Source organism: Acinetobacter sp. ANC 3781 (assembly GCF_004331285.1).
Lineage (GTDB): Bacteria > Pseudomonadota > Gammaproteobacteria > Pseudomonadales > Moraxellaceae > Acinetobacter.
On the sequence record NZ_SJOH01000032.1, the window covers coordinates 1 to 12,428 of the forward strand.

Annotated in this window: 11 protein-coding genes; 1 reads left to right on the forward strand and 10 read right to left on the reverse strand. The window is 42.4% G+C overall.

From position 1 onward, the window contains the following. Positions 1 to 740: 740 nt before the first annotated feature. The 5 genes from E0H89_RS16010 to E0H89_RS16030 all read right to left on the reverse strand — a co-directional run bounded on the left by E0H89_RS16010 (position 741) and on the right by E0H89_RS16030 (position 6,782). A complete protein-coding gene (locus E0H89_RS16010; protein ID WP_131218474.1) occupies positions 741 to 2,060 on the reverse strand; it encodes a DcaP family trimeric outer membrane transporter in 1,320 nt (439 codons plus the stop codon). Positions 2,061 to 2,203: 143 nt separating this feature from the next. Then, positions 2,204 to 3,853, reverse strand: a complete 1,650-nt coding sequence (gene aliA, locus E0H89_RS16015) for a cyclohexanecarboxylate-CoA ligase (protein ID WP_131218476.1) — start codon at positions 3,851 to 3,853, stop codon at positions 2,204 to 2,206. Positions 3,854 to 4,000: 147 nt separating this feature from the next. After that, a complete protein-coding gene (aliB, locus tag E0H89_RS16020; protein ID WP_131218478.1) occupies positions 4,001 to 5,158 on the reverse strand; it encodes a cyclohexanecarboxyl-CoA dehydrogenase in 1,158 nt (385 codons plus the stop codon). A 12-nt stretch (positions 5,159 to 5,170) separates the two neighbouring features. After that, a complete protein-coding gene (gene badI / locus E0H89_RS16025) occupies positions 5,171 to 5,953 on the reverse strand; it encodes a 2-ketocyclohexanecarboxyl-CoA hydrolase (protein WP_131218480.1) in 783 nt (260 codons plus the stop codon). Positions 5,954 to 6,014: 61 nt separating this feature from the next. Then, positions 6,015 to 6,782 (reverse strand): glucose 1-dehydrogenase, encoded by a 768-nt coding sequence (locus E0H89_RS16030; protein WP_131218482.1) that lies wholly within the window; start codon positions 6,780 to 6,782, stop codon positions 6,015 to 6,017. Positions 6,783 to 7,164: 382 nt separating this feature from the next. Here E0H89_RS16030 and E0H89_RS16035 point away from each other — a divergent pair, with 382 nt between their 5' ends. Beyond that, positions 7,165 to 7,656 carry a MarR family winged helix-turn-helix transcriptional regulator gene (locus E0H89_RS16035; protein WP_131218484.1) on the forward strand — a complete coding sequence of 164 codons (492 nt, stop codon included), beginning with the start codon at positions 7,165 to 7,167 and terminating at the stop codon, positions 7,654 to 7,656. 172 nt (positions 7,657 to 7,828) lie between these two features. Here the strand turns inward: E0H89_RS16035 and E0H89_RS16040 are convergent, their stop codons facing one another. From E0H89_RS16040 to E0H89_RS16060, 5 genes are all read right to left on the reverse strand, one after another. Next, complete coding sequence (locus E0H89_RS16040; RefSeq protein WP_131218486.1) at positions 7,829 to 8,149, reverse strand: hypothetical protein; 321 nt, start codon at positions 8,147 to 8,149, stop codon at positions 7,829 to 7,831. Next, positions 8,149 to 8,430 carry a type II toxin-antitoxin system RelB/DinJ family antitoxin gene (locus E0H89_RS16045; RefSeq protein WP_131218488.1) on the reverse strand — a complete coding sequence of 94 codons (282 nt, stop codon included), beginning with the start codon at positions 8,428 to 8,430 and terminating at the stop codon, positions 8,149 to 8,151. The genes E0H89_RS16040 and E0H89_RS16045 overlap by 1 nt, the downstream gene beginning before the upstream one ends. Before the next feature lie 554 nt (positions 8,431 to 8,984). After that, positions 8,985 to 10,184: an acyl-CoA dehydrogenase gene (locus E0H89_RS16050; RefSeq protein WP_131218490.1), complete on the reverse strand. Its 1,200-nt coding sequence runs from the start codon at positions 10,182 to 10,184 to the stop codon at positions 8,985 to 8,987. Between the two features lie 31 nt (positions 10,185 to 10,215). Further along, the gene (locus E0H89_RS16055; RefSeq protein ID WP_131218492.1) at positions 10,216 to 11,370 is read right to left on the reverse strand and encodes an acyl-CoA dehydrogenase family protein; all 1,155 of its coding nucleotides are present in this window, start codon (positions 11,368 to 11,370) and stop codon (positions 10,216 to 10,218) included. Positions 11,371 to 11,494: 124 nt separating this feature from the next. After that, entirely contained in the window at positions 11,495 to 12,427 is a 933-nt protein-coding gene (locus E0H89_RS16060; RefSeq protein WP_131218494.1) for an FAD-binding protein, read from the reverse strand. Between the last annotated feature and the right edge of the window lies 1 nt (position 12,428).

The window sequence follows — 12,428 nt, forward strand, 5'->3', positions numbered from 1 at the left end:
ACATTTTGATGATCATGAATAGGCTGAGATTTCGTATAATAGGCATTATGTATCACCTGGGAAGTTAGCCTGGTCAAACTTATTTTTCTTTAAGTTATTGATTCTTCGTTAAGCTAACTTTTTTTGACTGGCAAAATATATCACTGGAGAGATCAATGAGTGAAGATTATTTTTTTATTTGGTTAGCTGCACTTTGCTTTTGTCTATTCTCCTTTATTCTTATGATTTTTTATAAAGACTGATTTCGTATAATATAGATTATGTTAAATCCGATACACCTAACAATAACTTCATATCTTTCTTTCTTAAATTAAAATTCAATAACTTAAGGGGTTTCTATTTTACTTATAAAATATGATATGTTGACCTTAAGAATAGTTTTTTTGGATTTTCTGGACAGTAAATAGTTTGATGTACATCATTAGCATATTGACATATATCAGCAGTTGGATTATCAGCATTATAATTTTTCCAAGCTGTATTTTTACATAGAATTTGATTTTTTTTGTTTTTGATTTTTCACTGAATTCATATAATTTTCTCTGATAATTTTTTTTTTAAATTAGAGTTATCTTAGTCCAATAGATCCTATCTGATTTAGATAAAAAGGGTAGCTAATTAGAAGACCTATCCGCGTTCCGAATACGACCAAAACAGCTTCCCCCCTTACTTTGTAACCCGATCATCTAAATAGACTTAATTTTATAAAAATATAAAATCCATACTAAATTAAATCTTTTTTAAAAATCATAAATTGCTGTGAAATTCACACGGTTATCTATGCCCTTTTGATCGTCAAAAGTTTTTCGTTCACCATACATATATTCAACACCCAAATTAATAGGTTTAACCGGGTTATAGAACATATTAATCCAACCTTCTTTTAACTCTTTATTTTGAGTTAAATCATTACGCACTAAATCGGCAAAATGATTATCCGTATTTGCTCGCATATAACCAAAGCCTAAAGTAGAACGGATTTTAGGGGTGATTTTCTGTGTTAAACCCAAAGTGACCACATCAAATTCATTGGGTTTCATCTCGCCATTAACATCAAAAACATAGGCATAATTAGACCAAAGTACATTCTTGGTGTCGCCTTTAATGTGATTATAATCAAATCGAAGTAGCGTATTTTCTGCCACTTGATATTTGCCGCCCAATGCTGCGCCCCATGCCAAGAAATCATCATTCCCTTCATGATTTGTGGCTTTTTGCGTTAAAAACAGACGCCCTGAAAGTGCAGAACCATTATCAAACTTATAGTTCAGCCGGCCGACCGCAGAAGGAAGTTTCAGTTTCGCCCGAGCATCCGTGGTAAACCCTTGGGTACCTGTAGTGGTTACCGTTTCAGCTTTAGAATCCTCTAAGCTAAAGGCAAGATTCATATTTTTATCTACCGGATAGCTGAATTTCACTTGTGGAACACGGGTTAAAGAACCACCCACAGAAAGCGAGGCATCGACCGTTTCAGGGAAATATTCAATTGCGTTGAAGTTTGACCAGGTTTGACCAATGAGCCACTGATCATAAGTTAAATAGGCATGACGGATACGGAAGGAATCCCGTCCAGCTCCTCCAAAAAAATCCATTTCCACTTTACCCCCAACGCTGTGCTCACCTATTTTAGGGGTTTTAAAATTGAAACCGAATCGCGTTGCATTCAAAGTACTTTGAAATTTATCCGAATTATTGCCTTCATTGACACTGCCTTCCAAGGGAACAGCGCTAATATAGTTATACATGGTGCTTGGTCCTTTGGCCTGATAACTCGCATCCGCACGAACGTTCCCATACAATTCAAATTCAGCCCCGCCTTTTGTCACCATCTGCTTGAGATCAGTTTTTAGAGCTGATTTTTCTTGCAATATTGGCAGCTCGGCAGAAATTTTTTCACTGGCCTGTTTTTGCTGCTGCATTAAAGTCTGCAATTCCTGAACTTGCTTTTGCAAATGGGCCACCTGTTGTTCCAGTGTCATTGCCGCATGGTTTGAAGTCGTAATCATTAAAATTGCTAGACCAAGCGCAGGTTGAGCCATATTACCTAAATATTTTTTCATTCTTAAATTCCATTTTTATTCTAGATTTATCAAATTTTCCTTATTGAAAATCTATTTTTGAAGATGCAGTACTTCCTTGATAAATATCAGTAGAGATATTTATCAAGGATAAGTTTTTTATTTATTCTTGAATCAAACGCTTTTTATACTTTTGCACTTTGCTGCAACAAGTCACGGAGTTTAAATTTTTGAATCTTGCCTGAAGGCGTCATGGGGATGTCTTCCCATACTTCCAAACGCTCTGGTAAATATTGATTGGCCAGATTATGCATTTTCAAGAAATCGACTAGATCTTTTAATACAATTTGTTCAGCCCCTTCTTTTAGCTTCACAATTGCACAGGCTTTTTCACCCATTCTGTCGTCTGGATAAGGGACTAAAGCGACTGTAGCAATATCGGGATGTAAATAAATTAATGATTCCACTTCGGCAACTGGAATATTTTCACCGCCCCGAATAATGACATCCTTTTTACGACCCGCAATACGGATATAGCCCTGCTCGTCCTGATAGGCAATATCACCGGTATCAAACCAACCGTCTTCACTGGTTTCATTTAAATGCGGCCGTTTCATATATCCACCAAAATTCGAACAACTACGAATCATCAGCGTACCCGATTGATGCGGTGGTAATATCTCACCGTGATCATCCACAATTTTAACTTCAACACCAGGAAGTGGTAGTCCATCGGTATTAAATGAACGCTCATCATCATCTTCAGGGCGAGTGGTCGTTACAGCGCCACACTCAGTCATGCCCCAAGCTGAAATGACTTTAACACCCAAATTTTGACGTGCTTTTTGAACCAGCGTGCTTGGAATTGGTGCACCCGCACATAAGAATAACTTCAAGCTATCTAACGATTGGTGGGTATCCAATACCACTTCAGATAAATCATTTAAAAATGGAGTAGAGGCCATGGTAAAGGTAACTTGATGCTTATGAATCAAATCAATGGCAGTATTTACATCCCAAACATCCTGTAACACCGCTTTGGCTTTTAACAAGACCGGCATAATTAAGCCGTACATAAAGCCTGTTTGATGCGCCATTGGCGAACCCATAAAAATCACATCGTCTTTGCTTAAATGTAAACGCTTGGCATACGGTACAATATTGGAAAATAAGGTATTGGCTGAATGCATTACACCTTTGGGTTCACCTGTAGTACCTGAGGTAAATACCAGCTGAGCAATATCGTCAGCCGTAATCGTGACATCATTTAGGGTATTTAAGATTTGCGGGTCATTATCCAGACCGTGATTTAATAATAATTTTTCGAAACTATTCTCGCCCTCTCCGCCTACTACTACGACGTGCTCTAGGGTTTCAGTATTTCTCTGTAATTGATAGGCCAGTTTTTCATGATCAAACTTACGAAAGACTTTAGGTACAATGAACACTTTACTTTCAGTATGTTTCAACATAAATGAAAGTTCGCGCTCTCTGAAAATTGGCATCAGCGGATTAAGGATTGCGCCTATACGACGACAAGCGATATACAATAAAGTGAACTCCCACCAGTTGGGTAACTGGCAAGAGACAATATCTTGCTTTTGAACACCTAAACGCTTCAGTCCCAAGGAAATCTTATTGGCAGTATGCAGCATTTCCCGATAGGTAAAGCTTTTTTCAGATTGATCTTCAGTTTTATAACTGACCAATGCCACTTTGTCAGGATATTGCTGTACCGCTTCATTCAGTGACTGAAGAATGGTTTTATTTAACCAATAGCCTTGTTGCAACATTTCTTCCCGACGTGGGGGTAAAAGAACCGCATCGAAATCCATTCCATAACTCCAATTTTATAATTATCCAATTGTTCTCTTTGTTAAATCACACAATAGATGTCAGCCATCAAATTGCAGATCCAAATTCTCCAGATTGCTCAAATCGCTATTTGAACAATCTGAAATAATGATTACGATGCGTTCATCTTAGGCCGGTACCGCTTTGCGTCCTGCTTTTTTACGCGCAATAATGGTTTTCATGATTTGTGCTGTACCATCCCCAATCTGGAAGCCCAGTACATCACGCATACGTTGTTCCATCACACCACGGTCATAACCGGCATGACCAAATGTGAGCAAACATTGATGAATCACGTCATAAGCCAGTTTCGGTCCCCACCACTTACACATCCCGGCTTCTGAAGTGTGCGGTAAGTCATGATCTTTTAGCCACAAGGTTTGCAAGCAGAGTAAACGTGCCGCTTCTACCTGAGTTTCATACTCGGCCAATGGATGCGATACCCCTTGGAAAGCCGTGAGGGGCTGGCCAAACGCTTCACGTTGAGAAGCATATTCCCACGCTTCATCCAGGCTGACGCGGGCAACGGCCAACACCTGTAAACCAATCAAGGCACGTGAAAAGTCAAAACCTTGCATGACTTGGACAAAACCTTTGTTTTCATCACCTAAACGATGATTGACTGGTACACGCACATTATCAAAGAAGATTGAACCGCGACCAATGGCACGCTGGCCATGACAATCAAAACGCGTGGTACTAATTCCCGGCAAATCCATCGGAACCAGTAAGGCTGTCACGCCATGCGCGCCATCTTCATTGGCGCCAGTACGGCCAAACACCACCGATGCATCAGCTTGATCTGCAGCAGAAATCGAGGTTTTTTCACCATTAATCACATAATCATCGCCATCACGTTCGATTCTTAAACGCAGGTTAGCAGCATCTGAACCACCACGCGGTTCAGTCAGGGCAATTGAAAAAATCGCTTCACCTGCGGTGAGTTTTTTCAGCCAAGGCTCTACCACTTCAGGTTGTCCATGTTCAGCCAGAATCTGGCCATTTAGCGAAGCGAGCAGATTAATATAGGAAAAACTTAAATCTGCCTTGGCCACTGCCTCATGGATAATGCCTGCAGCCAGACGCCCCATGCCTTGACCGCCGTACTGTTCAGGCAATTCTGGCGCAATAAAACCCATTTCACCCATTTTTTTGACCAGCTCACGATCAAAAATTCGACTTTGATCGCGTTCTAAAAAACCCGGTGCAATAAATTTTTGTGCAAACTTTTCAGCAGTTTCTGCTAAAAACTCTAAGTCTTCCGTAATATAAGGATTTTTAGTCATGCTTTTTTTTCCTTATTTATAGAACTTACGAAATTCAGGTTGGCGTTTTTCCTTCAGTGCATTAACGCCTTCACGTGACTCTTCTGTGTCGTAATACAATTTCAGTGCGTACATGCCCATCCCGGCAATCCCCGCCTGATGTGCGGTATCCATATTGAAGCTACGTTTGGCAATCGCAATCGCGGTCGGACTACGTTGACAGATTTCTTCTGCCCATGCCTGGACTTCGGCATCCAATTGCTCTGCAGGCACACATTTATTCGCCAGCCCGATCTCCACTGCTTCTTGACCGCTGTAACGACGGCACATATACCAAATTTCACGCGCTTTTTTCTCACCCACGACTCGAGCAAGGAAAGCTGTACCATAGCCTGGATCTACTGATCCCATTTTCGGACCAACCTGACCAAAAATCGCTTTCTCGGAACAAATGGTTAAATCGCAAATGGTGGCCAATACATTACCGCCCCCAATCGCATAACCTTGTACCCGCGCAATCACCGGTTTAGGTACATCACGAATTGCGGTATGCATTTCTTCCATCGGCAAGCCAATGGTGCCACGACCGTCATAATTGCCATTGTGTGCGGATTGATCTCCACCCGTACAGAATGCTTTTTCACCCGCCCCTGTGAGAACAATTGCCCCCACGTCACGGTCATAACCCGCCTTATTAAGTGCGCGGATAATTTCATCGCAGGTTTGACCCCGGAAAGCATTCATTTTTTCAGGGCGGTTAATCGTAATCCAAGCAACGCCATTTTTTACTTCGTATAAAATATCTTCAAAATTCATTTTATTGCTTCCTGTATTGCTTATCTGACTTTTATTCTTAATCACGAGTTACGCGTTTTGCTTAGCCATTCATGGTTAAACCGCCAGAAACACTGAGTACTTGTCCGGTAATAAAACTGGCATCATCACTTAAGAAGAAGGCGATCGAAGACGCCAAATCTTCGGGTTGACCCAGACGGCCGAGCGGAATTGCACGAACAAAAGCTTCACGGAGTTTTTCGGGATTAGACGCACCTTCAGTGACACCTGCAAGCAAAGCGGTATCGGTCGGTCCTGGACAAATCACATTGATTTTGATGTTGTTGCGAGAATGTTCACGGGCCAGCGTTTTAGAAAATGAAAGCAGTCCACCTTTACATGCAGCATACACAGCCTCACCCGAAGAACCGACACGTGCGGCATCAGAAGCAATATTGACAATGCTTCCAGAGTTGCGTTCCACCATACCCTTGAGTACTGCAAAGTGCATGTTCAGCATACCGACCAGATTGATCTGAATCAGTTTGTCCCATTCTTGTGGATTGCTTTTGACAAAGGGTTTGAAAATATCCCAGCCTGCGTTATTGACCAACCCATCAATTGGTCCAAGTTCTGCTTCTATCTGCTGAACTGCCTGTTCCACGACATCGCTTTGGGTGATATCACACTGAATCGCCAAAGCTTGACCATGCTGGTTGTTAATTTCACTGGCCAATTTTTCTGCCGCTTCAAGATTCATATCAAAGATCGCCACTTTGGCACCTTCTTCAGCCAAACGTCGGCAGGTTGCTGAACCAATTCCACCTGCACCACCGGTCACGACTACAACCTTATTCTTCAATCCTTTCATATGTCTCTTCCTGCTGTATTTTTATCAAATTTGCCTGGCTATTTTTTAATTTAGCGTCTGTTTTAAATACAATAGAATCAGAATGGTTTTATGTCAATATGTTTACATAAATTAAGTTTGGATATTTATTTTATTCATTATTATTAGTAATTTAATTGCATTATCAATTAAATACATTGACATATAGCATGATTTACTTTTAGATTTCACTCTAGTGACACAGGTATCACAGGAAAAAGAAGGTTGTATGACAGCACGCTTTTAAAGACGAATGATCTACTAATCCTATAATGCTTCTCAGCATCAGGAATTTTATTTATGCAAGATACCTATAAGGTATACTCTTTTTTATTTAAACGCTTTGATTTGGGTGGTCTTTAGAATGAGTGATGCTTTACAGAAAAATTATGATCAATCTTTATATGCTGCCCACAATAGACTTTTTTTTAGATTGTTTCAGGTGGGTAATACGCTAGACCGAAAGTGCTCGAATGAACTCGGTATTTCTCCTGTGCATTGGGCAGTGCTGGGTGCACTGTCCCGGCCGCACGTGACCTCAGGCATGTCCTTTTCAGACTTGACTGAGTATCTGGGGGTTAGTCGTCAAAATCTGGATGCTGTTTTAAAGCGACTGGAACGTGATGGCTTGGTACAGCGTATTATTGATGAACATGACAGACGTGCAAAAAATGTCGCCATGACCAGTGACGGTTTTCAAGCCTGGGATAAATTACAGGATAATTTTTTTAATTTTTATGGTCAGGCTTTAAACAAAATTTCTTTTGATGATGTGGTGACTTTGATTCATCTTTTAAATAAAGTTAATGACGGGCTAAAAAACATTCAACTTGAGAATGCATCATCAGATCATTAAGGTAATGAAATTTTAGCTATAAATAAACTTAAGCCAAATTATACAATAAACCCCTAATAGTTATTTTTAGTGACTAAAAGCATATAGAAACAAAAAATCCTCCCAGCAATAGGAGGATTTCTTTATTGTCTGTGTCGATTAATTCTAGTTGAAATTATACAAATTCAGTTTATTACTTAACTTCAAGATGTTTGATTAAGCGTTCCAGATCATCAGCAGAAAGTTGTCCAATGTACGTTAGTTGGGTTTTATGGATAGGTAACTGATATGTTTGTACTGTATCAATCCAGGATAGCTTTTTTAAGCCTGCCTGTTGCCAGTTTTTAATTTCCACATATTTACTCTTGATAAAAGCAGACTTATTTTCATACTGACTGCTTAAACGGAATATGACATAGTCGGTATCCGTTTGGCGAATATACAAAATAGGTCTGGTCTTGCCATCGGTAATATCTGTAAAGCCAACATAAGCCCAATATAGTTGTTGGACCATTAGTAACCGCCATCATCTTCTAAAAAAGCAGCAGCATCAGCATCGTTAGATACTTTTACGCTTGGAATATTATGGCTGACGGCAATTAATCTTGCTGTATTAAAATCTTCGTCACCCACCTGAGTAGTGACTGGTATTTTGCCAGTACGTGCAATTTCTGCATAAACCATGCTAAGTACGGTGGCAGGGGTCAAGCCAACTTTCGCCATAATATATTCTGCTGATTCCATAATTGCCTGATCAACCGTGTATTGAACTCGTTTTTTTACAAGTATAGTCATAATATGCTCCGTACACACCACTAAATGCCATTTTATGCCTTAAAATGGCATGAGTCAAACTTGTTCTTACTGTGCATTTTTATTTAAAACAGAAAAAGCCGATTTAATTTAATCGGCTTTTTATATACAAATTTATACCTGTATAAAAACCATCCTATCAAGGAAAGCTCTTATACAACTGGTTAGATAGATATTCGGATAGTTTTTATATGAAACTCACTAGAAAAAGTCGGTATGGGTTTATTTATACATGTTTATAACTTTTGCAGTCATGAGCAACACTGACCCTAAAAATTCTCTGATCAAAAAAATTTTACAAAATATTCAGCATTTATAATCAAAAAATCTAAACTTAGAACATAGGGAATACTTTAAAAAATCACAGAAAATCCTATTTAATCGAATAGTCAAAAAACAATATATCAATCTTGAAAAACAAAATATCCCAACTTCAAAGAAAAGCTGGGTTAGCATAGCTAAACCAGCCTAGGTGGCTGCTAGAAACTTTAAGCCCATGAAGAATACCAATCCAAACATGGTCTATTTTGAGCGAATTAATTACCGAATGCAGCAATGCCGGTTTGTGCACGACCCAGAATCAGGGCATGCACGTCATGGGTGCCTTCATAGGTATTGACTACTTCCAGATTGACCAGATGACGCGCTACCCCGAACTCGTCACTGATGCCATTCCCACCGAGCATGTCCCGCGCCAGTCGGGCAATATCCAGTGCCTTGCCACAGTTGTTGCGTTTGATCAGTGATGTGCCTTCAACCGATGCAATGCCTTCATCTTTCATCCGGCCGAAACGCAGTGCAACCTGTAAACCCAAGGCGATTTCAGTCTGCATATCGGCCAGTTTCTTCTGGATCAGCTGGTTGGCCGCCAGTGGGCGGCCAAACTGTTTACGGTCCATGGTGTATTGATGGGCAGTATGCCAGCAGAATTCTGCTGCGCCCATCGCACCCCAGGCAATGCCATAACGGGCACTGTTCAGGCAGGTAAACGGACCACGCAGGCCGCGAATTTCCGGGAAGGCATTTTCTTCAGGTACAAACACGTTATCCATCACGATTTCACCAGTAATCGAGGCACGTAAGCCGACCTTGCCGTGAATCGCCGGTGCAGACAGCCCTTCCCAGCCTTTTTCCAGAATAAAGCCACGGATCTCGCCGACATTACCTTCTTTTGAAACCTCTTTGGCCCAGACCACAAACACATCGGCAATCGGACTGTTGGTGATCCACATTTTTGCGCCACTTAAACGGTAACCGCCCTCGACCTTTTTGGCCCGGCTAATCATGCTGCCCGGGTCAGAACCATGATCCGGTTCGGTCAAGCCGAAGCAGCCGATGTATTCACCGGTGGCCAGTTTCGGCAGATACTTCTGTTTCTGTTCTTCCGAACCAAATTCATTAATTGGCACCATCACCAGCGAGCTTTGTACACTGGCCATGGAACGGTAACCCGAATCGACATATTCAATTTCACGTGCCACCAGGCCATAACTGACATAGTTCAGCCCTGCACCGCCATACTGTTCCGGAATGGTGGGACCTAGCAGGCCCAGCTCACCCATCTCGCGAAAGATGGAGGCATCGGTGGTTTCATGGCGGAACTGTTCCAGCACACGCGGCAACAATTTACCCTGGCAATAGGCCTGGGCAGAATCACGAATCATGCGCTCTTCTTCGGTCAGCTGCTGCTCGATTAAAAACGGGTCTTGCCAGTTGAATCTGGTTTTTGAAGTCATGTGGTCTAGTCCAAAAATATAGTTGTTCTATTTAAGCGGTAGCTTGTTTAATCATTTCACGGGCAATAATAATCTGCTGAATTTGAGTGGTTCCTTCATATAAACGGAACAGACGTACATCGCGGTAAAAACGCTCGATTGAATATTCACTGATATAACCCGCACCGCCATGAATTTGTAAACAGCGATCGGCAACACGGCCACACATTTCCGTGGCAAACATTTTCGCGCACGAGGCTTCGACAGTCACATTCTGGCCGGCATCGCGCAGTCGGGCCGCATCCAGCACCATACATTTTGCCGCGTAGATTTCAGCCTTGGAATCGGCCAGCATGCCCTGGATCAGCTGGAAGTTGGCAATCGGCTGACCAAACTGTTTCCGTTCTACCGCATAATGCAGCGCATCTTCCAGCATGCGTTCTGCCATGCCAACACTGTAGCCGGCAATATGCAAACGGCCTTTATCCAGTACGCGCATCGCAGTTTTAAAGCCAATGCCTTCCTGCCCGCCAATCAGCTGATCCTGATGCACGCGGCAGTGATCAAAAATCACGTCACAGGTATACGAGCCATGCTGGCCCATTTTTTTGTCAATCTTGCCCAAAGACAGCCCCGGGGTACCGGCTTCGACCAAAAATGCAGAAATGCCGCCCGCGCCTTTAATTTCGGGATTGGTACGCGCCATCACGGTAAAGGTGGTTGCACGCGGGGCATTGGTAATAAAGCGCTTGGTGCCGTTTAAAATATAATAGTCACCGTCTTTGGTGGCACTGGTTTTTAACGCGGCCGCATCTGAACCTGAATCCGGTTCGGTTAAACAGAAGGATCCGATATATTCCCCGCTGGCATAACGCGGCAGATATTTCTGCTTTTGCGCGTCTGTGCCATCGATCAGGATCCCGCTGGAGCCAATGCCGTTATTGGTGCCAATCAGGGAACGGAAAGCGGCCGAGGTCTGGCCCAGTTCCAGCGCCACCAGAATTTCTTCTTCCATGGTGATGCCGAGACCGCCATATTCCTCGGGAATGGTCAGGCCAAACAGACCCAGCTCTTTCATCTGGCTGACGATATGTTCAGGAATGGCGTTGCTTTCTTCCACCTCGTGTTCTAACGGCACCAGTTCATTTTTGACAAAATTTCGGATGGTGTCTAAAAGCTGTTCCAGCATTTCTGGATCACGGATCATGGTCCACTCCCTTTGTTGATTTTTACGGTAAATTCCTTTACCGGTTATTTATTTCGTAGCACGGAATAAATGCTTTTATGAAAAAGTATTTATTCCATTTAATTATTTAATACAGTTACTTAGCTTATATGTTTGAAACCAATTCAGGAATTACAGCGTTCAAGTCACCGACTAACCAGTAATCTGCTACTGCGTTGATTGGCGCTTCTTCATCTTTGTTGATCGCAACGATCACTTTAGAATCTTTCATCCCTGCCAAATGCTGGATCGCACCCGAAATACCAACCGCGATGTATAGGTCAGGTGCAACGATTTTACCGGTTTGACCGACTTGCATGTCGTTAGGTACAAAACCTGCATCCACTGCAGCACGTGATGCCCCTTGAGCAGCACCCAACTTGTCCGCCAGTGGATCAAGGATCTTGTGATAGTTTTCACCTGAACCCACACCACGACCACCCGACACCACAATACGCGCAGCGGTGAGTTCTGGACGTTCAGATTTAACAATCTCTTCAGAAATAAACGTAGAGATGCCCGCATCCTGAACGTCAGCAACCGCTTCAACTGCTGCAGAACCGCCTGTGGTCGCAACAGGATCAAATGCAGTACCACGAACAGTGGCAACCACAACAGATTCCGAAGATTCAACCGTTGCAATGGCGTTACCGGCATAGATTGGACGTTTGAAAGTGGTTGGACTTTCAACAGCAATGATATCCGTGATCATGCTGACATCAAGAAGTGCAGCCGCACGTGGCAGTACGTTTTTACCATTTGAGGTAGATGCAGCCAGGATATGGGAATAACCTTTGCCTAACTCGGCAACAACTTTCGCTACGTTTTCAGCCAACTGGTGTGCATAAGCCGCGTTGTCAGCAAGCAATACCTTGCTTACGCCTGCAACTTGAGCCGCCTGATCCGCAACGGCCTGAGCGCCAGAACCCGCAACCAATACAGTGATATCACCACCGATTTTTTGAGCTGCAGCAACAACGTTTAAAGTTGCACCGTTTAGTGCTTTATTGTCGTGCTCAGCGATAACTAAAATACTCATG

What these genes read in the sequence shown, in the direction of transcription:
- E0H89_RS16010 (WP_131218474.1), bottom strand. Translation starts at nt 2,060, where the DNA reads ATGAAAAAATATTTAGGTAATATGGCTCAACCTGCGCTTGGTCTAGCA.
- aliA (WP_131218476.1), bottom strand. Translation starts at nt 3,853, where the DNA reads ATGGATTTCGATGCGGTTCTTTTACCCCCACGTCGGGAAGAAATGTTG.
- aliB (WP_131218478.1), bottom strand. Translation starts at nt 5,158, where the DNA reads ATGACTAAAAATCCTTATATTACGGAAGACTTAGAGTTTTTAGCAGAA.
- badI (WP_131218480.1), bottom strand. Translation starts at nt 5,953, where the DNA reads ATGAATTTTGAAGATATTTTATACGAAGTAAAAAATGGCGTTGCTTGG.
- E0H89_RS16030 (WP_131218482.1), bottom strand. Translation starts at nt 6,782, where the DNA reads ATGAAAGGATTGAAGAATAAGGTTGTAGTCGTGACCGGTGGTGCAGGT.
- E0H89_RS16035 (WP_131218484.1), top strand. Translation starts at nt 7,165, where the DNA reads ATGAGTGATGCTTTACAGAAAAATTATGATCAATCTTTATATGCTGCC.
- E0H89_RS16040 (WP_131218486.1), bottom strand. Translation starts at nt 8,149, where the DNA reads ATGGTCCAACAACTATATTGGGCTTATGTTGGCTTTACAGATATTACC.
- E0H89_RS16045 (WP_131218488.1), bottom strand. Translation starts at nt 8,430, where the DNA reads ATGACTATACTTGTAAAAAAACGAGTTCAATACACGGTTGATCAGGCA.
- E0H89_RS16050 (WP_131218490.1), bottom strand. Translation starts at nt 10,184, where the DNA reads ATGACTTCAAAAACCAGATTCAACTGGCAAGACCCGTTTTTAATCGAG.
- E0H89_RS16055 (WP_131218492.1), bottom strand. Translation starts at nt 11,370, where the DNA reads ATGATCCGTGATCCAGAAATGCTGGAACAGCTTTTAGACACCATCCGA.
- E0H89_RS16060 (WP_131218494.1), bottom strand. Translation starts at nt 12,427, where the DNA reads ATGAGTATTTTAGTTATCGCTGAGCACGACAATAAAGCACTAAACGGT.